At 62.0% G+C, this 22,168-nt stretch carries 21 protein-coding genes; 11 read left to right on the plus strand and 10 right to left on the minus strand.

The features are described from left to right. Positions 1-2: 2 nt before the first annotated feature. From PQQ96_RS27945 to PQQ96_RS27960, 4 genes are read right to left on the minus strand one after another with little or no spacing between them, the layout of a single operon-like run. The gene (locus tag PQQ96_RS27945; protein ID WP_408298649.1) at positions 3-1,319 is read right to left on the minus strand and encodes an MFS transporter; all 1,317 of its coding nucleotides are present in this window, start codon (positions 1,317-1,319) and stop codon (positions 3-5) included. Positions 1,320-1,357: 38 nt separating this feature from the next. Then, a complete protein-coding gene (locus PQQ96_RS27950) occupies positions 1,358-1,750 on the minus strand; it encodes a tautomerase family protein (protein WP_408298651.1) in 393 nt (130 codons plus the stop codon). Between the two features lie 54 nt (positions 1,751-1,804). Further along, on the minus strand, positions 1,805-2,305 hold the full coding sequence (locus PQQ96_RS27955) for an aromatic-ring-hydroxylating dioxygenase subunit beta (RefSeq protein WP_408298653.1): 501 nt from the start codon (positions 2,303-2,305) through the stop codon (positions 1,805-1,807). Further along, the gene (locus tag PQQ96_RS27960) at positions 2,302-3,585 is read right to left on the minus strand and encodes an aromatic ring-hydroxylating oxygenase subunit alpha (protein WP_408298655.1); all 1,284 of its coding nucleotides are present in this window, start codon (positions 3,583-3,585) and stop codon (positions 2,302-2,304) included. Before PQQ96_RS27960 ends, PQQ96_RS27955 begins: the two co-directional genes overlap by 4 nt. Positions 3,586-3,690: 105 nt before the next feature. Between PQQ96_RS27960 and PQQ96_RS27965 the strand changes: the two genes are divergently transcribed. Then, complete coding sequence (locus tag PQQ96_RS27965; RefSeq protein WP_408298656.1) at positions 3,691-4,611, plus strand: LysR family transcriptional regulator; 921 nt, start codon at positions 3,691-3,693, stop codon at positions 4,609-4,611. A 100-nt stretch (positions 4,612-4,711) separates the two neighbouring features. On the opposite strand, the gene PQQ96_RS27970 is transcribed toward PQQ96_RS27965, so the two are convergent. Then, positions 4,712-5,599, minus strand: coding sequence for a LysR family transcriptional regulator (locus tag PQQ96_RS27970; RefSeq protein WP_408298658.1), 888 nt, complete (start codon positions 5,597-5,599; stop codon positions 4,712-4,714). A gap of 101 nt (positions 5,600-5,700) precedes the next feature. Here PQQ96_RS27970 and catB2 point away from each other — a divergent pair, with 101 nt between their 5' ends. The 3 genes from catB2 to catC all read left to right on the plus strand — a co-directional run bounded on the left by catB2 (position 5,701) and on the right by catC (position 8,237). Further along, positions 5,701-6,858, plus strand: coding sequence for a muconate cycloisomerase CatB2 (catB2, locus tag PQQ96_RS27975; RefSeq protein ID WP_408298660.1), 1,158 nt, complete (start codon positions 5,701-5,703; stop codon positions 6,856-6,858). Between the two features lie 47 nt (positions 6,859-6,905). Further along, a complete protein-coding gene (gene catA / locus PQQ96_RS27980) occupies positions 6,906-7,814 on the plus strand; it encodes a catechol 1,2-dioxygenase (protein WP_408298662.1) in 909 nt (302 codons plus the stop codon). 132 nt (positions 7,815-7,946) lie between these two features. After that, positions 7,947-8,237 carry a muconolactone Delta-isomerase gene (gene catC, locus PQQ96_RS27985; protein ID WP_408298664.1) on the plus strand — a complete coding sequence of 97 codons (291 nt, stop codon included), beginning with the start codon at positions 7,947-7,949 and terminating at the stop codon, positions 8,235-8,237. A 70-nt stretch (positions 8,238-8,307) separates the two neighbouring features. Here the strand turns inward: catC and PQQ96_RS27990 are convergent, their stop codons facing one another. Further along, complete coding sequence (locus tag PQQ96_RS27990) at positions 8,308-9,285, minus strand: PDR/VanB family oxidoreductase (RefSeq protein ID WP_408298665.1); 978 nt, start codon at positions 9,283-9,285, stop codon at positions 8,308-8,310. Positions 9,286-9,458: 173 nt separating this feature from the next. After that, positions 9,459-10,343, minus strand: a complete 885-nt coding sequence (locus PQQ96_RS27995) for a LysR family transcriptional regulator (protein ID WP_408298667.1) — start codon at positions 10,341-10,343, stop codon at positions 9,459-9,461. Positions 10,344-10,521: 178 nt separating this feature from the next. Here PQQ96_RS27995 and PQQ96_RS28000 point away from each other — a divergent pair, with 178 nt between their 5' ends. Beyond that, complete coding sequence (locus PQQ96_RS28000; protein WP_408298669.1) at positions 10,522-11,232, plus strand: sulfite exporter TauE/SafE family protein; 711 nt, start codon at positions 10,522-10,524, stop codon at positions 11,230-11,232. Positions 11,233-11,386: 154 nt separating this feature from the next. On the opposite strand, the gene PQQ96_RS28005 is transcribed toward PQQ96_RS28000, so the two are convergent. Continuing rightward, positions 11,387-12,346, minus strand: a complete 960-nt coding sequence (locus tag PQQ96_RS28005; RefSeq protein ID WP_408298713.1) for a LysR family transcriptional regulator — start codon at positions 12,344-12,346, stop codon at positions 11,387-11,389. Positions 12,347-12,485: 139 nt separating this feature from the next. On the opposite strand from PQQ96_RS28005, the gene PQQ96_RS28010 reads away from it, so the two are divergent. Genes PQQ96_RS28010 through PQQ96_RS28020 form a run of 3 tightly spaced genes read left to right on the plus strand, consistent with a single transcriptional unit; the run spans position 12,486 to position 16,109 of the window. Further along, complete coding sequence (locus PQQ96_RS28010; protein WP_408298671.1) at positions 12,486-13,796, plus strand: MFS transporter; 1,311 nt, start codon at positions 12,486-12,488, stop codon at positions 13,794-13,796. An 18-nt stretch (positions 13,797-13,814) separates the two neighbouring features. Continuing rightward, positions 13,815-15,059: a Zn-dependent hydrolase gene (locus tag PQQ96_RS28015; protein WP_408298673.1), complete on the plus strand. Its 1,245-nt coding sequence runs from the start codon at positions 13,815-13,817 to the stop codon at positions 15,057-15,059. A gap of 27 nt (positions 15,060-15,086) precedes the next feature. Beyond that, a complete protein-coding gene (locus tag PQQ96_RS28020; protein ID WP_408298674.1) occupies positions 15,087-16,109 on the plus strand; it encodes a histone deacetylase family protein in 1,023 nt (340 codons plus the stop codon). Positions 16,110-16,136: 27 nt separating this feature from the next. On the opposite strand, the gene PQQ96_RS28025 is transcribed toward PQQ96_RS28020, so the two are convergent. Continuing rightward, a complete protein-coding gene (locus PQQ96_RS28025) occupies positions 16,137-17,723 on the minus strand; it encodes an inorganic phosphate transporter (RefSeq protein WP_408298676.1) in 1,587 nt (528 codons plus the stop codon). 412 nt (positions 17,724-18,135) lie between these two features. On the opposite strand from PQQ96_RS28025, the gene PQQ96_RS28030 reads away from it, so the two are divergent. After that, positions 18,136-18,882: a glucose 1-dehydrogenase gene (locus tag PQQ96_RS28030; RefSeq protein WP_408298677.1), complete on the plus strand. Its 747-nt coding sequence runs from the start codon at positions 18,136-18,138 to the stop codon at positions 18,880-18,882. A 138-nt stretch (positions 18,883-19,020) separates the two neighbouring features. Here the strand turns inward: PQQ96_RS28030 and PQQ96_RS28035 are convergent, their stop codons facing one another. Further along, positions 19,021-19,902, minus strand: coding sequence for a LysR substrate-binding domain-containing protein (locus PQQ96_RS28035; RefSeq protein ID WP_408298679.1), 882 nt, complete (start codon positions 19,900-19,902; stop codon positions 19,021-19,023). A gap of 118 nt (positions 19,903-20,020) precedes the next feature. On the opposite strand from PQQ96_RS28035, the gene PQQ96_RS28040 reads away from it, so the two are divergent. Both PQQ96_RS28040 and phnX read left to right on the plus strand, forming a co-directional pair. After that, the gene (locus tag PQQ96_RS28040; RefSeq protein WP_408298715.1) at positions 20,021-21,250 is read left to right on the plus strand and encodes a 2-aminoethylphosphonate--pyruvate transaminase; all 1,230 of its coding nucleotides are present in this window, start codon (positions 20,021-20,023) and stop codon (positions 21,248-21,250) included. 58 nt (positions 21,251-21,308) lie between these two features. After that, positions 21,309-22,112 carry a phosphonoacetaldehyde hydrolase gene (gene phnX, locus PQQ96_RS28045; RefSeq protein WP_408298681.1) on the plus strand — a complete coding sequence of 268 codons (804 nt, stop codon included), beginning with the start codon at positions 21,309-21,311 and terminating at the stop codon, positions 22,110-22,112. Positions 22,113-22,168 lie beyond the last annotated feature (56 nt).

Consider the following 22,168-nt stretch of genomic DNA (forward strand, 5'->3'; position numbering starts at 1 on the left):
TCTCAATCATGCGTCGTGTTGATGTTCTTCGGAATGGTCGCGAGCGTGATCGCGGTGATGAGGCCGAAACCGATCAGCATCAACGCGACCGGCCACGGCGCATGCACCTTCGAATACAGCGCGATCGCGACTAGCGGCGCGAGTCCACCGGAAAACACCGACGCAATTTCGTGGCCTAGCGCCATGCCCGAATAGCGGACCTCGGTAGGAAAGAGTTCGCCCATCAACGCGGGCTGCGTGCCGATCATCGCGCCGTGGCAGAAGGGTAAGCCTAGTGCGAGCGACAGGAACACGAGCAGCGGTTCATGCGTATCGATCAGCCAGAACGCCGGAAACGCGATCACGACGAGACCAAGCGCGCCAATCATATACACCGGCCGGCGTCCGATCACATCCGATAGCCGGCCCCACAGCACGATCGTGACGAGTTCGAGCAGCATGGCGATCATCACGCCGCCGAGCATGACTGAAATCGGCACGCCGGTCGTCTTGCCATACACCAGCACGAACGACAGGAAGATGTACGTACCGCCGTTTTCGGCGACACGCAGGCCCATTGCCTGCAACACCTGCTTCGGGTGATTGCGCAGCACGGTCAGCACCGGCATGTGCTTCGGTTTGGCCGCGGTGAAGTCGCGGCTCTCAGGCAGACTTCGGCGAATATAGACACCGACACCGAAGATCAGCACGCTCGCGAGAAACGGCAAGCGCCAACCCCACGACATGAAACTTTCCACCGGCAGCCGCTGTACCAGATAAAAAGCGGCCGCAGACAACACAAAGCCACCTGCGACCCCCAACTGGCTGAACGATGCGTAATAGCCGCGACGATTGGCGGGCGCGCTCTCGCTAATGAGCAGCACGCCGCCGCCCCATTCTCCGCCGGACGCGATGCCTTGTACGACCCGCAAACAGACGAGCGCGGTGGGCGCCAGGAAACCGATCTGCGAGAAAGTCGGCAACAGACCGATGCCGAAAGTCGCCACGCCCATCATCATCAGCGTCACGACAAGCGCGCGTTTGCGGCCATGCCGGTCGCCGATATGGCCGAATACGATGCCGCCCAGCGGCCGCGCCAGAAAGCCGATCGCGAAGCCCGCGAAGGCGGCGAGAGTGCCCATCAGCGGGTCGCCGTGCAGCGGGAAGAACAGCGGGCCGAAGATCAGGGCCGCCGCCGTGCCGTACAGAAAGAAGTCGTACCACTCGAGCGCGTTGCCGAGTACGGAGGCGACGATGATCCGCCGCAGTGTCCGCGAGGTCGCTGGCGCCGCCGGCGTGGCGGGTGATACGGCCATGGGAGAAAGCGTGTCGTTTGGCATCGTCGTACTCGCGGGTTCGCTCGTGGGGGGAAGGGGCGCTAGCGCCCGAGTGACTTCGCGGTCTGGCCGCCGATGCCGAAGTCGGTATTCGGAATGTCCTTGATCATCACGCGGGCGGCGTCGAGCGGCGTGTCCAGCAGGGAAGCACCCGTTTCGCTGAGCGCGGCGATCAGCGCGGTCTTTTGCGCGGGCGTGCGGCCTGCAATCAGGATCGCGACGATCACCAGCAACGATGCGCGGCTACTGGCATGATCCGCTGGGCTCCTGCCGCCGAGGCCGAAATCGTGCGGCGGCAATTCGCTCAGCAGAATCCGCACCGATTCAGCCGGTGCGCCGATCGCAGCGACCGTGGCTTGAGTCAGACCGGCAATCAGTTGCGCTTTACGCGCTTCCGCGTGGCCGGCGGGGAGATAGACCTCTAGTGTGGGCATCGTTTTGCTTCGCTGGTATCGTCGTCAATCACGGGTCAATCAATCACAGATCAATTACAGCAGGAACCCGATGGCGCTAAGCGCCTCGGTCGAATCGATCAGGCGGATCACCTTCTGCACCATGCGCGGTTCACCGCTCGCAAAACTGATGCGATGCGTGAGATCGGCCGCGAACAGGGTCGACTTGCCGCGCTTGTACGCGACGATGACCTGCGCCGAGTTCACTTCCACCTCATCGCTTGTATCGCTCGTCAGCGTGAAACGCGAGACCGTGCGCACGGTGCGGGCGGCGTCGCTCGTCGAGGCCGAATAGCCGGACGTCATGCGTTGCACGCGTTTCTCGCGCATGTCCTGATCGTCGTACGCGTAGTTCAGCGTGGCGGCGAAGTCGGTAGTGTCGGGGTCGATCGGCACCACGTAGAAGCCCGCCGGGTCCCACAGCGAAAGCCATTCGCGATAGTCCTTGCGGTCCAGCAATTCAGCTTCGCGCCAGATCAGTTCGATCGCACCGGCAAAGGTCTGCTGTGAGAACAGCGTGTTTCTGTTGTCCATCATGCTTGCTCCATCATCGTGCGCCATTGCGCGTACGCTTCGCGCATGCCTGTTTCGTCGGTGGCGTGGGCGGTCTTTTCGCCGTTCGGTGCCGTGCTCTCGCGGTTCAGGCCGCGGTTCACGAGGATCGGCAGATCGGGGCCGGCATGCGAGCCGCGCTGCACACGTTCCCACGCTTCGGCATCGTCCGGGCTGCCGAATCCGAACGGACCCTGGAAGTGTTCGTGAATTCGCAGGCGCACGCGGTTCGCTTCGTCGGGGCCGCCGTCCATGGCAAGGGCGACGTGACGAATTTCCGTCTCATTCGCCGAGATGGGCCGCAGCACGCGGAAAAACGCCATCGACAGCGCGAGGTTCGGAAACAGATTCAGGTTGAAGCCGACACCCATCAACGAACGCACGATGCGGCGCACTTCGTCCGGCGTGTGCTTTTTCGCCAGCGTGGCGGCGAGTTCTTCGAAGCGCTCCGGGATCGGTGCGCCGTCGTCCTTGTCGAGATCGACGAGTTCCGGCACCAGCACCGCGAGGCTATGGCCGTTGCCGAGCGAGCGGCAGAACGCTTCGTCGCTCGTCATGAAGCTCGTGATCGCCGCGGCGGTTTCGTCGTCGATCGATTTCATCCACGATTTGTGGACGACCGGGAAGTGGTACAGGTCGGTGGTATTTTCGAGCTGGATTTTCCAGTTGCCGTTGAAACGGAAACGATGCTCGCCGTTGGCCTTGATCGGATAGCCCGCGCCTTGCTTCATGAACAGGTCGATCCAGGGCTTGGCGCCGCCGAGGAAGTCTTCAAGCGGCTCGATCTCCTGATTGAAGCTCGCGAAGATCAGACCTTGATAAATGCCCACGCGCAAACTGGCGAGCGGCAACTCGGTCTTGTCAATCACGCCTTCATAGCCGTCGCCGTAAGGCAGGGCGCGCAATGCGCCATCAAGCCCATAGGTCCAGCTGTGATATGGGCACGTGAAGCCTTTCGCGTTGCCCTTGTGCTGCTCGCACACGGTCGCGCCGCGATGGCGGCAGCGGTTTTGCAATACGTTGACGGCGCCGCTCTTGTCGCGCACCACGATCACCGGCTGGCGGCCGATCGTGGTGGTGCGGAAGTCGCCCGGATTGGGCAGTTCGCTTTCGTGCGCGACCCAGATCCAGGTCTTGTAGAAAATGCGTTCGAGTTCGGTTTCGAAAACCGCCGGGTCGTAGTACAGCGACGGGGCGACGCGGTCGGACTGCGCGCGCTGGTACAAGGCGCTCGCGTCGACGGTCTGATATGAGGAATCGCTCATCGTGTTTATAGGTGGGGTGGTCGATGAAGCAGAGTCTCGCGGATCGACTGATATGCGTCAAATTGATCTAAAATAAAATATAAGATCAATCTTATGGATATCTCGATGAATTCACTGGACCACGTCGACCTCAATCTGCTGCGCGTTTTCCAGGCGATCGTCGAAGAGCGCAGCCTCACGCGGGCCGGCCAGCGCCTTGCGCTGTCACAGCCGGCGATCAGTTACTCGCTGGGGCGTTTGCGAACCTTGTTCGACGATCCGCTGTTCATTCGCACACGCGCCGGCATGCAGCCCACGCCGATCGCGCTCGAACTGTCAGGCATCGTTGCGCGGGCGCTGGATACCGTGCGCGAAGCATTGCGTTACGCGGAGCACTTCGATCCGGCGGTGAGCACGCGTACGTTCAGGTTATCGCTCTCCGATGCGGGCGAGTTGGCGTATTTGCCGCCGATTTGTGAGGCGTTGCACCGGCAGGCCCCGCGCGTGAAGTTGCGTATTGAGCCCCTGCCGGTGGCAGAAATCGAAGACGCGTTGCGCGCGAGCCGCCTTGATTTTGCAATCGGCAATCTGCCGACGCTAACCGCGCGCACGCGTCATCAACCGTTGTTCGAAGAGACTTACGTTTGCATGACGCGCAAGCGGCGTGGCTTGCCGCGTACGAAAGAGCTGGGTATGAAGGCGTTTGTGGACGCGTCGCACGTGCAGATCAGGTCGGTCGAGCACAGCCACTATGCGCTCGACGATGCGTTTCGGGCGCAAGGTGTCGGCCGGCATATTGCGCTGGAATTACCGCATTTCGTGGCCTTGCCGAGCGTGCTGGCCGTGACCGATCTGTTCGCGACGCTGCCGCGGCGTCTTGCGCACATCTTCAATCGGGACGGCGGTTTCCAACTCTACGAGCTGCCTGTCACGTTGCCGATGGCGGCAGTCACGATGCACTGGCACGAGCATTTCGATCAGGACGAAGGCAACGTGTGGTTGCGCAATCTGATGGGCGATATCGTGCGGCGGTTTGACGAACGTTGAGATGGGCCTCAGCGGCTTGCTGCGGTTGGCTTCTCGCGGGCGGGCTTGCGTGCGCCCGGAAGCGCCGCATACACCGCTTACAGGCCGTGTACGCCTTCCTTCAATCCCGTTTGAACAGATCCCGCGCCAGCGAACATAGCAACGTAGTCGTCGGCGACTCATCCTGCAGGCGGCGGCTCATGATGATCGGCGAGGCGATATTGGCGGCTGGAACCGGCCGGTACACCACGCCATGCGCGCGCAAACCCTCCACGCTTTCCGGCACGAGACACACGCCAACCTGCGCCGCAACCAGCCCAAGCGCGGTTTGCAGTTCCCGCACTTCATGGATTGCCTTGGGCTCCAGCGCATGGTCATGCATCGCCGATAGTTGCTGGTCCGCATAGCTGGGCCGCGGCGTGCTCGGGTAAACGATCAGCGTTTCCTGCGCGAGCTGGGCAAGCGTCAGCGGTTTCTTCTGGCGTGCGAGCGGATGGTCTTGCGGCAGTGCGGCAATCATCCTCTCTTCAACGAGCACTTCGCGCGCCAGTTGGGCATCGTCGAAACGCAAGCGGCCAAAGCCGACGTCGATTCGGCCGCCTTTGAGGGCCCCGAGCTGTTCGATCGTGAACATTTCAATCAGCGACAACTCGATATGCGGCGCAGCCTCGCGAAACGCGCGTATCACCGCGGGCAGCGCGCCATAGAGCGTGGACGGCACGAAGCCGATCACGATGCGCTCGGCCAGTTGCGCGAGCCGTCGCGTGAGCGGCGCGAGTTCGTCGGCCTCGTCGATCAAACGCTTGGCCTGCGCATAGAAAATGCGGCCGGCTTCGGTCAGCCGCAGCGGGCGGGCCCCCCGTTCGAACAGCGGGAGGCCAATGCTCTCCTCGATCTGCTGGATCTGGCGGCTAAGCGGCGGTTGCGTCATATGCAGGCGATTCGCGGCCCGCGTGATGTTCATTTCTTCGGCGACCGCAATGAAGTAGCGGAGTTGGCGAAGTTCCATGCATACCCCCAAGGTATGGAAGTAGTCTGAATCGGTGTTGGACTGCTTCGCGGGTTGTTTTTACTATGGAGCCTCGGTCAAGCAGTTCAGGAGGGCAACGAATGATAGCAACACCCGTGAAGATTGAGAGCGTGGAGACGATTCTCGTCGACGTACCGACGATTCGTCCGCACCGGCTCTCGGTCGCAACGATGAACTGCCAGACGCTCGTACTGGTGCGGATCCAATGCGCCGACGGCATGGTTGGCGTGGGCGAGGGCACGACCATCGGCGGCCTCGCGTACGGTGAGGAAAGCCCGGAAAGTATCAAGGTCAACATCGATACGTACTTCGCGCCGCTGCTCAAAGAGATGGACGCGACCCGTCCAGGCGCAGCGATGGCGAAGCTGCGCGCGCTGTTTCAGGGCAACCGTTTTGCCAAATCCGCGGTTGAAACCGCGTTGTTCGATGCTCAGGCGCAGCGCCTCGGCGTACCCCTGTCGGAGTTGTTCGGCGGCCGCGTGCGCGATTCGGTGGACGTGGCGTGGACCCTCGCGAGTGGCGACACGACCCGCGATATCGACGAAGCCGAGCGCGTGTATGAAACGAAGCGCCATCGCGTGTTCAAGCTGAAGATCGGCTCGCGCGCAGTGGCGGACGACGTCGCGCACGTCGTGGCCATTCAGAAAGCGCTGGAAGGCCGTGGCGAAGTGCGTGTCGACGTGAACCAGGCATGGACTGAATCGGAAGCGATCTGGGCCGGCAAGCGTTTCGCCGATGCCGGTATTGCACTGATCGAGCAGCCGATCGCTGCGGAAAATCGCGCGGGCCTCAAACGTCTGACCGATCTCGCTCAGGTGCCGATCATGGCCGACGAAGCGCTGCACGGCCCGGCGGATGCCTTCGCGATTGCCAGTGCGCGTGCCGCCGACGTATTCGCCGTGAAGATCGCGCAATCGGGCGGTCTGACGGGCGCCGCGCAGGTGGCGGCCATTGCGCTTGCCGCGAACATCGACCTGTACGGTGGCACGATGCTCGAAGGCGCAGTGGGCACGATTGCCTCGGCGCAGCTCTTCAGCACCTTTGGCGAACTGAAGTGGGGCACTGAACTGTTCGGGCCGTTGCTGCTGACGGAAGAAATTCTCACCGAACCGCTGCGCTACGAGAATTTTGCTTTGCATCTTCCACAAGGGCCGGGTCTTGGCATCACGCTCGACTGGGCCAAGATCGATCGCTTGCGGCGCGATACGCGCAAGGGCGCAAGCGTCACCCTCAACTGACGGTTCATCCGCTAGCCGCCAGAAACATCAAACGAAGGAGATACCCCATGAACAAGCAATCCATCGACGCGCTGTTGCAGAAGATCAACGAGAGCGCCACCCACGAAGGCAATCCGCGCACCAAGCAGATCGTTAACCGCATCATCAAGGATCTGTTCTATACGATCGAAGACCTCGACGTGCAGCCGGATGAGTTCTGGACCGCGCTGAATTATCTCGGCGATGCGGGCAAGAGCGGCGAACTCGGTCTGCTGGCCGCGGGTCTCGGCTTCGAGCACTTTCTCGATTTGCGTCTGGACGAAGCGGAAGCCAAGGCCGGTATCGAAGGCGGCACGCCGCGCACCATCGAAGGTCCGTTGTATGTGGCCGGCGCGCCGCTGTCCGAAGGGCATGCACGGCTGGACGACGGCACGGATCCCGGCCAGACGCTGGTGATGCGCGGTCGCGTGCTCGGCGAAGACGGCAAGCCGATGGCGAATGCGCTGGTTGAAGTGTGGCACGCGAATCACCTCGGCAACTACTCGTACTTCGACAAGTCGCAACCGGCGTTCAATCTGCGCCGCTCGATTCGCACGGATGCCGAGGGCAAGTACAGTTTCCGCAGCGTGGTGCCGGTGGGTTACTCGGTGCCGCCGCAAGGGCAGACGCAGTTGTTGCTCGATCAGTTGGGCCGTCATGGGCATCGCCCGGCGCATATCCACTTCTTCGTTTCGGCGCCGGGCTGCCGCAAGCTGACCACGCAGATCAACATCGACGGCGATCCGTATCTGTGGGACGACTTCGCGTTCGCCACGCGCGACGGCCTCGTGCCGGCGGTCAAGCAGGCCGAGGGTGCGGAAGGCAAGCCCTATGGTGTGGATGGCAAGTTCGCGCTGATCGATTTCGACTTCACGCTGTTCAAGGAGCGCGACAATCTGCCGGGCGCAGAAGTGGAGCGCTTGCGCGCCGAAGCCTGAAGCTTGAGGCCCTGACGCCCTGACGCCTTAAAGACATAGACGTACCGTATGAATCTGTCGACCCTGGCTGCGCGGCGTGGTTTGCCGGGTAGTCAGGGTTTTTTTATTACCGAACAGAACAGGAGAGTAAGCATGCTGTTTCATGTTGAGATGACCGTCAACCTGCCGCCCGAGATGGACGCGGAACGCGCCGCGCGTCTTAAGGCCGATGAGAAAGCGATGTCGCAGAAGCTGCAGGAGGCGGGCGTATGGCGGCACTTGTGGCGCATCGCCGGGCGCTACGCGAATATCAGTGTGTTCGACGTGGACAGCCCCGCGCATCTGCATGACGTGCTGAGCCAGTTGCCGCTGTTTCCGTATATGGATGTCGAAGTGCGTGCGCTATGCCGGCATGCATCGTCGATTCGAGACGACGACCGGTAAGGGTCGGCGAGAGAAGGTGCTGCGAATGCAGCACCCGGTTGCATTGACGGTTGTACCAGTGGATCCAGTCTTAAAGATCGAGTACCAGCAGCGGCGAAGTCGCGCGTGAGACGCAGCAGCAGATCACCTTGCCGCCGGCGCGTTCCGCTTTACTCAGGCAATGGTCGCGATGCTCAGGCGTCCCGCTTACGACGTCGACCATGCAGGTCCCACATACGCCTTCGCCGCATGACGTATCGACTTCGATACCGATCGACGCCAGCGCCGCGACGATCGTCGTGTGTTTATCCACGCGTACCGTTGCGCCGCTGCTGGCGATCTGCACGTCGAATGCATGGAGGGCGTTCGCTTCGCCACTAGCCGCCGAAGCGGGCTCGGCGGCAAAACGTTCGAGATGGATCGCCTCAGCCGTGACCCGCGTTTCGCCAACCGCCACCACGCGCTCCATGAACGGACCCGGGCCGCAGGTATAGAGATGCGTCCCAGGGCGCGCGTTTGCCACGCATTCGGCCAGCACCGTATCCAGTTGCTGTGGCTCGACGCCGAAATGAAATCGCACGAAATCACTGAACGGAGCGCGCGACAGCAGCGGCAAGAACGCCGCATGCTCCGCGCTGCGCGCGAAATAATGCAATACAAAAGGCCGTTTCTGCTTGAGCAGCCGATAGGCCATGCTCAACAGCGGCGTCACGCCAATGCCCGCCGCAATCAGAATATGGTCGCTCGCGTCGGACGCGAGTTGGAACAGATTGCGCGGCGCACCGATCGTCAATTCGCTGCCAACAGTCACGTCGTCATGCAGCGAGCGTGAGCCGCCACGCGACGCGTCTTCGCGCTTGACGGCAAACAGATGCACCTCACGATGATCCGGGTCGCCGCATAGCGAATACTGCCGTGTGACGCCCGAGGGGCCGGTAACGTCGATGTGCGCGCCGGGCTCGTAGTGGTCGAACGGTTGGCCGTCCAGCCGCGATACGCTGAACGAGCGCACGCCGTGTGCTTCGTCACGCACGCTGTCGACGCGAACGTTGAAGGTGTTTCTTTCCATGATCTTGCCGTCTAAAGGACCGAGAGGGGCAGCGCGGAGACCGCATGCAGTGCGCGGCGTCCGGTTGCGCATCAAGGATAAGAAACGGCAGGGAATCAGGCAAATCGATTAAAAATTGGCTATAAAATAAGTCCGGCTGATAATAAAGCGCCAGCCGCGTCGCCTCTACAGGCTCAAACCCCCGCCAGATGCCGGACCAGCGCCTTTTCCGGCCGTTTCAGGGTGTTCAGGTCGCGCATGCAGATCAGCAACTGACGCGTGGCCCAACTGTCCGTCAGTTCGATCGTGCGAATGCCCGGCGCGCTGCGATAGCGTTTCGCGGCGGTGGCCGGCACGATGGCGATGCCCGCGCCTTGTTCGACCATGCAGCAGACGCTTTCGAAGGTTCGCATGTGCGCGCGGACGCTGAGCGGCTGCCCGGACAGCAGTGCGCGTTCGCCAAGGTAGGCGTGCAACGCGCTGTTCGTACTCAGGCCAATGAATTCACGGTCAGCCACTTCCGCAAGCGTCACGCGGCGGCGCGCGCCCAGCGGGTCGTCACGGCTCGCGACCAGCACGAGTTTGTCGACGGCGAAGGGCAGCGTCTGCAACGCGCCGTGTTCGACGGCATCCGAAATGATGCCGATCTCCGCCGCGCCGGTCAGCACCGCTTTCACGGTTTCGCTACTTTGCCGTTCCTTCAGATCGATCTGCACGTTCGGGTGATCGCGCAAAAACAGGCCCACCGCGGACGGCAAAAACTCGGTGATCGCGGCGGTATTGGTCCATAGACGGATGCACGCTTTGCGTCCCGCCCGATGTTCGCCGAGTTCGCCTTCCATCCGGTCGATCTGGCCGAGCACGAGTCTCGCGTGATGCGCTAGCGTATCGCCTGTCGCAGTGGACTCTACGCCGCGCCGACCCCGCTCCAGCAACGGCTCGCCCAATGCTTCTTCCATGCCGCGCAAACGCGCGCTGGCCGACGGCAGCGACATGTTCGCGCGTGCCGCGCCATGCGTGATGCTGCCGGTTTCGAGGATGTGCAGGAAGAGGCGGAGGTCGATCAGGTCGAAGCGCATGGAGTCGGATTTGAGTGGGGGCTGCCTTCGCAGAGCCTGAGCCTTAGTCATAGCCTAAGTCACAGTACGTATCTTACGCATTGTGGGCACTGCTGCGGCGATCGAAAATCGCGGACATGACATTCAGAACCCGATCCCGATGATCTCGTCCTTTGCTATGCACGTGAGCGTGGTTGCCATGACCTTCGCCGTTGCCGGCTTCGTCAAGGGGGTGACGGGCATGGGGCTGCCGACCGTCGCCATGGGTGTGCTCGGCACGCTGATGCTGCCGGCGCAAGCCGCCGCCTTACTCCTGTTGCCGTCGTTCGTGACGAACGTCTGGCAACTGTTCGCGGGGCCCAGCGTGCGGGCGCTGGTCAAGCGTCTGCGGCTGATGATGGCCGGCATTGTCGTCGGCACGGTTGCGGCCGCGTCGTTCATTGCCGGCGGGGGCGGGGAATGGGCCGTCGTGGGTTTGGGCGCGGCCTTGACGCTCTACGCCGTGGCCGGATTGATGGCGTGGCGCCTCTCCGTCCCGGCCCGGCATGAGCGCTGGCTGTCGCCGGCGATCGGCGCGCTCACCGGCCTGATCACCGGCGGCACGGGGGTGTTCGTCGTGCCGGCGGTGCCGTATCTTCAGGGGCTTTCGTTAAAGAAAGAGGATCTGGTTCAGGCGCTCGGCTTGTCCTTCACGGTATCCACCATTGCGCTCGCCATCGGACTCGCGCGAGAGCACGCGTTTGCCGTCGACGATCTGGGCGAATCCCTGTTCGCCGTGGTGCCCGCCCTGATCGGCATGGCGATCGGGCAGCGCGTGCGAGGGCGATTCAGTCCGGAGACCTTCCGTCGCTGGTTTTTTATCTGCTTGCTGGGCCTGGGCATTCAGTTGCTGGTGCGCCCGCTCGTTTGATCAAGAGGTCGCGAGAGCGACCCAAGGAGGGCTGGATCGTGTGGTCGACTATTCTGGATACGCTGGGCGCGTTGGCCGTGCTGGCAAGTGTGGCCGCACAGATCGCCTTGCTGCGCAAACGCGGCAATCAGTGAGCCGCCAGGCCCGTTCTCAGTCAACGCGGCGCGAGCCGCTCAGGCAGAGCGTAGCGTTGCATCGTGCGCTCCATGCCGTCGAGAAACGCCTGCTCGGCGGCGTTCATCTTGCGCGCGCGCAGCCACAGCAGATCGATATCCACGTCCACGAGCCCCTCTTCGGGCGGCAGACGCCATAGCCGTTGCTGCGCGAGATCGTCGCGCACGATGTGCTCGGGCAGGCAGCCGATGCCATAGCCGGCAAAGATCAGCCGACGCACTTCGTCGAGACTCGGCGAAGCCGCCACGATACGTCCGGTAAAGCCGCGTTGATCGCGAAACACGGTGAGCGGCGAGAGGCTGTCGCCGATCTGGTCGCTGGTGAACGACACGAAGTTTTCCGCGAGCAACTGATCGATCGACAGCGCATGCCGCCCGAACAGCCGATGATGCCGCCCGCAAAAAAGCGCATAGCGTTGCCGCAGAAAGCAGCGCTGCTCGAGTTTGTCGACGGGCGTTCGGCATAGACCGAGGCCGGCCGTGGCTGTCTTCTGCAGCAATGACGAGATGATGTCCGATGAGCGCATCACTTCGATCTGCAAATCCACGCGCGGATAGGTCTTGTGGAATTCCGCGAGGAATTCGTCATAGACGCCGGAGTCGATGCGGCTTACCGTCAGGAGCCGGATCGACCCGGTGATGTCGTCGCTGCGGTCGTCGAGTTCGGTTTCGAGTCGCGACATGTGGCCGTAAATATCGCTGGCGATCCGATACACCTCCTCGCCGGCGCGGGTCGGTTCGAAGTGCGGGCCGCGGCGCTGGATCAGGTTGCGCCCGAGCGTCTCTTCGAGCCGTTTAAGCGCTTGGCTGACCGCGGGTTGAGTCAGATGCAAACGGGCCGCGGCACGGCTCACGCTGCGCTCCTGCATGATGACGAGGAAAGTGCGCAGCAGGTTCCAGTCGAGCCTGTCATTCAAAAAACGCGTGACGTTCGCGCGCAACTGAGTCATGGAGTCGCCTTCGACATTAGCCAGATTTATAGTTGAGATAATAAACCGAAATTTGACTAATGTTTTATGGCTGGCGATAAAACCCCTCACAAGATCCCCTGATATCAGGAATCGCGACTGAGGAGCCGCTATGAACGCTGCAACCCACGCCACCCGTCAGCCCGTGCGAGCGGCAAGCGCCGCTTTCATCGGTACGATGATCGAGTGGTATGACTTCTACATCTACGCCACCGCCGCCGCGCTGGTGTTCGGCGAGTTGTACTTCCCCTCGCACGACCCGTTTGTCAGCACGATGGCGTCGTTTGCGACTTTCGCGGTGGGCTTCTTTGCGCGGCCGCTCGGCGGCGTGATTTTCGGCCATCTGGGCGACCGCATCGGCCGCAAGAAGGCGCTGATGACCACGCTGATGATGATGGGTGTCGCGACCGTGTGTGTCGGCTTGCTGCCTGCCTATACGAAGGTTGGCGTACTCGCGCCCGTGCTGCTGGTATTGCTGCGCGTGGTGCAAGGTGTGGCCGTGGGCGGCGAGTGGGGCGGCGCCGTGCTGATGGCCGGCGAACATGCGCCGAAAGGGCGGCGCACTTTCTTCGCCTCGTTTGCGCAACTGGGCAGCCCGGCAGGGCTGATTCTCTCGCTGATCGCATTTCGCGCGGTCACGTCGTTGCCGCACGAGGATTTCATTGCGTATGGCTGGCGTCTGCCGTTTCTGGCGAGTGCGGTGCTGCTCGCGGTCGGCATCTTTATCCGCATCGGCGTGAACGAATCGCCGGAATTCCAGCGCGAGAAAGAGGCGAAGCGCACCGTCGAGATGCCAATTGCCGAAGTGTTCCGTTCATCCGGCGCGCTGGTTGCGCTGTGCATCGGCGCGAATACGATCGGTATCGCAGGCGTGTATTTCACCAACACCTTCATGATTTCGTACACCACGCAAAACATCGGCGTGTCGAAATCGCTGATTCTCGATTGTCTGTTCGCGGTCGCGATTATCCAGTTTCTGGCGCAACCGCTGGCCGCGTGGCTCGCGGAAAAGATCGGCGGTGCGCGCTTTCTCAAGTTAGCCGCGTTCGCCGCGATGCTCTCGCCGTATCCGATGTTCACGCTCGTGCAGAGCGGCAGTCGCGTGTCGATGATCGTCGGCATCGCGCTTGCCGTGGTGTGTATGGCGAGTTTCTATTCGGTGATCGCGGGCTTTGTCAGCGGTGTGTTTCCGGTGCGTGTGCGTTATTCGGCGATCTCGCTTTCGTATCAGGTGTGTGGTGCGATTGCCGGTGGGCTGACGCCGCTGGCGGGGACATGGCTCGCGCATAAATTTACTGGGCAATGGTGGCCGCTTGCGGTGTTTTACACCTGCCTCGCGGGCATCTCATTGTCGTGCATCGTCGCACTGGATGCGCTGAAACACCGTCGTGCCGATGCGCCCGAAGCGTTGCCGGCACGCTGAATCAAAGGGAAATCAACGATGTTGAAAGTCGATGGGCAACGCCTGTGGGCAAGCCTGATGGAGATGGCGCAAGTGGGCGCGACCGCGCGTGGTGGCGTCCGGCGCCTGGCGCTGACGGAAGAAGACCGCTGCGGGCGCGAGCTATTTGCGAGTTGGTGCAAGCAGGCAGGCATGACGGTGCATACGGACGAAGTCGGCAATCTGTTTGCGCGCCGCGAAGGCACGAGCGTTGACGCCAAACCGGTGTTGATCGGCAGCCATCTCGACACGCAGCCGGAAGGCGGCCGTTTCGACGGTGTGTACGGTGTGCTGGCCGCGCTGGAAGTGATTCGTAGCCTGAACGATCAGCGCATCCAGACGCATCATCCGATTGAAATTGTTTCGTGGACCAATGAGGAAGGCGCGCGCTTTACGCCTGCCATGCTCGGCTCCGCGGTGTTCGTCGGCGCTACGCCTTTGCAAGCTGCATTGGACACGCAAGATGCGCAAGGTATGACGCTTGCCGATGCGCTCAATGCGTGCGGCTATGACAATGCGCGTCAGCGGGACGCGAGCCACGTTGAAACCTATTTTGAAGCGCATATCGAACAGGGGCCGATTCTCGAAAGCCACGGGCATCCGGTCGGTGTCGTCACCGGCGGTCAGGCGATTCGTTGGCTCGACGTCGACGTCACCGGCGTCGCGGCACACGCGGGCACGACGCCGATGCCCTATAGGAAGGACGCTTTCTTTGCGGCTTCAGCGATGGCGCTCGAACTTGAAGCAATCGCCCAGCGTTACGCGCCCTTGGGGTTGGTCACGATCGGCCAGATCGATGTGCCGAATTCTTCGCGCAATACGATTGCCGGGCGAGTGGCGTTCACCGTCGATCTGCGCCATCCCGACGACGCACAGATCGACGCAATGGAGCGTGACGTGCGTGCCGCATTCGAGCGAATCGCGACGCAGCGCGGTTTGCAAACCACGATCTCAACTTACTGGAAGAGTCCGGCAACACCGTTTGACGCTGAGTGCGTGGCGCTGGTCGAACAGGCCGCGCAGCAACTCGGTTATTCATACGAGCGTATCGTGAGCGGTGCGGGACATGATGCGATTCATCTCGCAAGGCATGTGCCGACCGCGATGGTGTTCATCCCCTGCGTCGACGGCCTCTCGCACAACGAAGCCGAAGACGCGCTGCCCGTCGACGTGACCGCGGGCGCGAACGTGTTGATCAATGCGGTGTTGGCGCGCGCAAAGATGGCCGCCCCGGCTTACGCCTGAATACGACTGAAGCAAAGGAACTGGAACATGCAGACGTTTTTTCATCCGGCACAGTTGAAACATCATCCGCGCAGCTATCTGTCGCGTGGACAAATGCGCGCGGCGCAGGAAGTCCCCGAACGTGCGTTGCGGCTCGTCGAAGCTGCAAAGAAGCTCGGTTTCGATATGCGTGAACCGACGGATTTCGGTGCGGCTCCGCTGGCGGAAGTGCATGGCATGAACTATCTGCGCTTCCTCGAAGAAGCGCACCGCGAGTGGAAGAAGATACCTGCGGAATGGGGCGACGAAGTGATGTCGAACGTGTACATCCGTGAGAATAATCCGTTGCGCGGTGTACTGGCACAGGCCGCGCGCTATCAAGCCGATGGCAGTTGCCCGATCGGCGCGGATACCTACGAGTCCGCTTACTGGTCAGCACAAAGCGCGCTGGCCGGCGCGCATGCGATTCTCGACGGTGCGGGTGAAGCGTACGCGTTATGCCGCCCGCCGGGCCATCACGCGCGTGCCGAAGCGGCGGGGGGCTTCTGCTACCTGAACAACGCGGCGGTCGCCGCCCAGGCGCTGCGGAAAAAGTACGGGCGCGTCGCGATTCTCGACACGGACATGCATCACGGCCAGGGCATTCAGGAGATTTTCTACGGCCGCGACGACGTGTTGTACGTGTCGATCCACGGCGATCCCACGAACTTCTATCCCGTAGTCGCCGGTTTCGAAGACGAACGTGGCGCGGAGAAAGGCGAGGGCTACAACGTCAATCTGCCGATGCCACATGGTTCGTCGGAAGCGGTGTTCTTCGAGCAACTGGACGCGGCGCTGCGCGTGGTCGCACGTTTTCAACCGGATGTGCTGGTCGTTGCGCTGGGCTTCGACATCTACAAGGATGATCCGCAAGCGATGGTGGCGGTGACGACTGAGGGTTTCGGCCGACTCGGCGGTGAACTTGGCGCGCTGAAGTTGCCGACGCTGATCGTGCAGGAAGGCGGGTATCACATCGAGACGCTCGATGCGAATGCGCAATCGTTCTTCGGTGGGTTTACGTCGAGCCGATGAAGTGAGGATACGTGCTGCCCGCCGAGATCAGAACAGGTGGTGAAACAGCCAGTAGAGTCCGGCGGCAAGTCCGATCGACGCCGGCAACGTCAGCACCCAGGCGAGAATGAGGTTGCGCACGGTGTGCCATTGCAGGCCGGAACCATTGGCGGCCATCGTGCCTGCCACGCCCGAGGCCAGCACGTGGGTTGTCGAAACCGGCAAGCCCCACACGTCCGCCGCGCCGATCGTTAGCATGGCGATCGTCTCCGCCGAAGCGCCCTGTCCGTAGGTCAGGTGCTGTTTGCCGATCTTCTCGCCGACTGTCACGACGATCCGCTTCCATCCGACCATCGTGCCGAGTCCCAGCGCCATGGCAACAGCGACTTTGACCCAGGTTGGAATGAACTTGGTCGCGTGGTCCATCTGTTTTCTGAAGTTGTCGATGGCACTTGCGTCATCCGCGGAAAAACTGACGGCCTTGGTTTTCTGCATCAGTTGTATCGCCTCCGACGCGACGTACATGTTGTTGCGTACGTTGTCGACGAGGTCCTGCGGCATATTGGCTATCGAACCTGACGCCGCGACCCGGCCGGCAATCTTGTCGATGAGTTGTTTGAGGGCAGGCAGCGTCGCCGGTGTCAGGTGATGCGTGCCGATATAGGCTTCGACGGCGCCGCGAGGATCGGCCGATGGAGCCGCGTCGCCCGTGTACCAGGCGAGCGTGGCAGACGCTTCGTGCGCGACGGCAACAAAGGTTTGTGTTTCCTCGGGCGTGACCGCCTTGTTGAGCGCATAGGCAGTCGGCACCGTGCCAATCAGGATCAGCATGATGAGGCCCATGCCCTTCTGGCCGTCGTTCGAGCCATGCGCGAACGAAACGCCGGTGCAGGTGAGGATCAACAGCGCGCGAATCCAGAAAGGCGGCGGCGTGTCGCCCGCAGGCGCTGTGTACAGGCTCGGCACGCGCACGGCTGCCTTCAGTATGAGGAGCAGGAACGCCGAGAGCACAAAACCCACGATTGGTGAGAACAGCAACGCCTTGCCGACACCAATGGCCTGATTCCAGTCTACGCCGCTCGTGCCCGACGGGCCCTGCATCAACTCGTTCGCCAGACCGACGCCGATGATCGAACCGATGAGTGTGTGCGAACTCGACGACGGCAGGCCCAAATACCAGGTACCCAGATTCCAGACGATGGCGGCGATGAGCAGTGCGAACACCATCGCAAAGCCAGCGCTTTTGCCGACCTGCAGGATCAGTTCGACGGGCAACAGTTGCAGGATGCCGAACGCGACCGCGCCGGTCGACACGAGCACGCCCAGAAAATTCCATACACCCGACCACACCACGGCAAGATGGGGGGCAAGGGAATTCGTATAGATGACGGTGGCGACAGCGTTCGACGTGTCATGAAAACCATTCACGAATTCGAAGCCCAATGCAATCAGCAACGCCACGCCAAGCAGAAAGTAAGGAAGGAGGGAGTGTTCCTGGACCGGATGAAGGTCGACGGCCAGGTGTGACGCAACGTATACGGCGCCGAACGCGATGATGGCGAGGAAAACGGCAAGGCTGATATTGCGCCCGCGGCGACTGAGGGTGCTCGCCTGAGGATAGGCTGCGTCTGGCATGCCGCGCTCCATGATCGTGAGGATCGTTATCCTGCAGTTCTCATATGCTGCAAACGGCGAAGCAACCGGGTATCGACTTTTCCGCGGCCAGCTATTCGAGGCGCGGTTCGCGAATGCGGCTGGGTAAGTGCGATCTGAAGTGAATTTCCGGTCAGTCAATGGAAATGTACAACACGCCTGCTCGCGCGTCATCCAGCAGTCTCTTTCTCCCGGTTAAATGGCTGTTTGGGGTGGTAAGCGATTGTTCGGCTCATCCGGCGTGTCTATTCGCCTTCAGCCACTTTATCCCTACGGCTTGTGTGCCTACATTGTGTCCAGTGAACGCGCCACCGGTTTTCCGGCTTCATCGACGTCAGCACGGCGAATCTTCGCGGCAGCGCGTCTGCGCGCACTCCATCCAAAGGACACGATCATGAGCAAGCTCACAGGTAAGGTTGCGGTTGTAACGGGCGCATCGAAAGGCATCGGCGCGGCGATTGCGAAGGGGCTGGCAGCGCAGGGCGCGTCGGTGGTGGTGAACTATGCGTCCAGCAAGGCGGGCGCGGACGATGTGGTCGCCGCAATCACCGCGGCGGGCGGCAAGGCAGTGGCCGTTGCAGGCGATGTGTCAAAGGCCGCCGACGCGATCGGCATCATCGATGCGGCAGTCGAAACGTATGGCCGCCTCGACATTCTCGTCAACAACTCCGGCGTGTATGAGATGGCGCCGATCGAAGCGATCACTGAAGCGCACTTCCATAAGCAATTCAATGTGAACGTGCTGGGTCTGCTGTTGGTCACGCAAGCGGCGGTGAAGCATCTGGGCGAAGGCGGCAGTATCGTGAACGTCAGTTCGGTCGTCAGCCGAATCACGCCGCCGGGCAGCGCGGTCTATACCGCCACCAAGGGCGCGGTGGACGCTATCACCGGCGTGCTCGCACGTGAACTCGGCCCGCGCAAGATTCGCGTCAACTCCGTGAATCCCGGCATGGTGGAAACGGAAGGCACGCATACCGCCGGCTTCATTGGCTCGGACTTCGAGAACTGGGCAATCAGCACGACACCGCTTGGCCGCATCGGCCAGCCTGACGATATCACCGGCGTCGCCGTGTTCCTCGCCTCCGACGATTCGCGCTGGATGACCGGTGAAAGCCTGATCGCCAGCGGCGGTTCGCGGTAACAGGATGATGCGCAGCGTGGGGTCGTGCTTTCGTGTGATGAAACCATGCGCCGTCACGGCACCCGCTCAGCGCATCAAACCAGCATGAAGACGCCGCCGGGCAGCGCTTGCCTGGCGGCCCAGCATCTTATTGAGCCGTCACCGTACCGGCGCTATACCGGCGCTCGTCAACTCCACTGCAAACAACGCATCCAGCAGATTCGACCCCGGCCGCCCCGCGAGCCGCGTGAGCGATTCGATCATCTGCACCTGGCAATCCTCAAGCGGAATCATCCTGATACGCCGCGATTCATTGAATTCAGCGCGCGCGATGACACCTACGCCCATGCCTTGGGCAACCGCTTCCTCCAGCGCTTCCCGTCCGCCCACGTACATGACCGGTTCGACCTGCAATGACTCGCGCACCAGTTCGATTTCCAGCAACTGCTGCGTGACCGATTGCGGCTCGCGAAAAATCATCGGCTGCTGCACAAGTTCCGCGTAGCTCAGCTTGCGTTTCTTCGCCACCGGATAGCTTGCCGGCACCATCGCCACGAGCGGATCGCGCCGCAGCACGCGCGACTCGAGCCGGCTGTGCACCTGCGGCGCGGCGGTAATGGCGGCGTCAACCGCGCTCGATAGCACGCGCTGCATGCAGTCCGCGGCATTGGCGACCGACAGCGTCACGACGATCCCCGGATGCAGCTTGCGAAACTCGCCAATCAGCGTGACGGCCAGATCGGGCGCGTCTGCGACCAGCGAGAGCGAGCCGGACTCGAGCCCGCCTGCCGATTCGAGCAGTTGCCGCGCGTCGCGCTCGCAACTGAGCAACTGCCGCGTCACGCTAAAGAGACGCAGGCCGAGTTCGGTGGTTTCAACGCCGCGTGGGCCGCGTTCGAACAATTTGACGCCGTAATCCTGCTCAAGCCGCTTCACGTGATCGGACACGGCCGGCTGTGTGAGCGAGAGCGCCTGCGCCGCTTTGGAAAATCCGCCATGTTCCGCGACCGCATGAAACGCCCGCAATTGCGCGTATTGCACGTCTGCCTCGCCGGTAAATAAGTTTTTACGATATAGGCATCGATTATATCGATTTTACCGATGGACAGCCTTTCTGTACTGTGTCATGACCGAAACAGCAATACCGGAGATTCCGAACATGGAAAGCGCGATCGATAACTCCCCGACAGCGTGCGCCACGCCTTCAACCGCGAAGTGTGCCGCGCCAGCCAAGGGCGAGCCGTATCTGTTGACGCCGGGACCGCTGACCACGGCGTTCTCGACCAAGGAAGCGATGCTGCGCGACTGGGGATCGTGGGATGGCGACTTCCGCGCAATGACCGCGCACCTGCGCCGCAGCCTGCTGGAGATTGCCGGCGACACCGCCGGTGAGTACGACTGTGTACCGTTGCAGGGCAGCGGCAGCTATTGCGTCGAAGCGATGCTTGGCAGCCTGATTCCGCGAGATGGTCATGCCCTGGTGCTGGCCAACGGCGCCTATGGCAAGCGCATTGCGACCACCCTCGGTTATCTCGGCCGCGCCTGCACGGTGCTCGACAAGGGCGACTACCTGCCGCCGCGCGGCGCCGAAGTCGAAAGCATGCTGGATGCCGATCCGAGCATCACGCACGTGGTCGCGGTGCACTGCGAAACGAGCTCCGGCATTCTCAATCCGATCGAAGAAATCGCCGCCGCCACCGCGAAAAAAGGCCGCAAGCTGCTGATCGACTCAATGAGCGCGTTCGGCGCGGTGCCGCTCGATGTGCGTCAGATTCCGTGCGAGGCCTTTGTTTCGTCGGCGAACAAATGCATCGAGGGCGTACCCGGCTTCGGCTTCGTGATCGCCCGCAAGCGCGCGTTGCAGGAGGCCAAGGGTCGAAGCCATTCGCTCTCGCTCGACGTGTACGACCAGTGGGACGTGATGAACCGCACCGGCCAATGGCGTTTCACACCGCCCACGCACACGGTTGCCGCGTTTATCGAGGCGCTGCGTCTGCATAAGCTCGAAGGCGGCCAGGCCGGGCGTCTCGCGCGTTACGCGAACAACCGCGACGTGCTGGTCGCGGGCATGCGTGAACTCGGCTTCGAACCGCTGCTGAACGCGCGTTGGCGCTCGCCGATCATCGTGACGTTTTTCTCGCCGGCGCATCCGTCGTTCAAGTTCGAGCGCTTCTATGAGTTGATGAAGGGGCAGGGTTTCATCATCTATCCGGGCAAGCTGACGGTGGTGGACAGCTTCCGCATCGGCTGTATCGGCCAGGTGGATGAGCGCGTGATGCACCGCGTGGTGCAGGCGTGTTCGCAATCGCTCCAGGCGATGGGTGTCGGGCACGCCGCGCCGCCGGCCGCGGCAATAGAAGAGCGCAAGACGCTGGCTGAAGCCGCCTGAATCATATAAACGTGCGGCACGCCGCGCGAGCTTCACAACCTCCTGAGAATAGAAGTAAATGAAACACGTAAAAGCAGTGATTTTCGACTGGGCCGGCACGGTGGTCGACTATGGTTCGTTGGCGCCGATGGGCGCGTTTGTCGAGACGTTCGAGCAGTTCGGCGTATCGATCACGATCGACGAAGCGCGCGGCCCGATGGGCATGGCCAAGCGCCCGCACATTGCGGCGCTGATGGCATTGCCGCGCGTATCGCAAGCATGGGCCGACAAGTATGGCCGCACGCCGGGCGAAGCGGACATCGACGCGGTGTATGACGTCTTCGTGCCGAAGAACATCGCGGTGGCCGCGAGCTACAGTTCGGTGATTCCGGGTGTGGCGGAAGTGGCGAGCGCGCTGCGTAGCGATGACATCAGGATCGGCACGACGACTGGTTATACGCGCGAAATCATGGCTGAGATCTTGCCGGGTGCAGCGGCTCAGGGTTTTGCGCCGGATAGTTTGGTGTGTACCGGTGACACGCCGGAGGGCCGTCCGTCGCCCTACATGATCTACAAAGCTTTGCCGGAGTTGGGTGTGTGGCGCGCAAAGGATGCCATCAAGGTGGACGACACCGAGGTCGGCATCGAAGAAGGGATCAATGGCGGCACGTGGGCGGTGGGTGTCGCGGTGAGCGGCAATGCTTTTGGCATGGCCGAGGACGATGTCAAGGCGTTGGCGCCGGATGAATTTGCCTGGCGGCGCAAGGCGGCGATTCAGAAGTTGCAGGCCGCCGGGGCGCATTATGTGATTGATAGCGTGGCCGATCTGATGCCTGTCGTGCGCGAGATCGATGCGCGGTTGGCGCGAGGCGAGCGGCCTTAAATAACAACCTGGATTTAGCGTGGAATAACAGCGCGGATAGTTTGCTGCTGAGGGTG

This window comes from Paraburkholderia sediminicola (assembly GCF_046027825.1).
In the GTDB taxonomy this organism is placed as follows: Bacteria; Pseudomonadota; Gammaproteobacteria; order Burkholderiales; family Burkholderiaceae; genus Paraburkholderia; species Paraburkholderia sediminicola_D.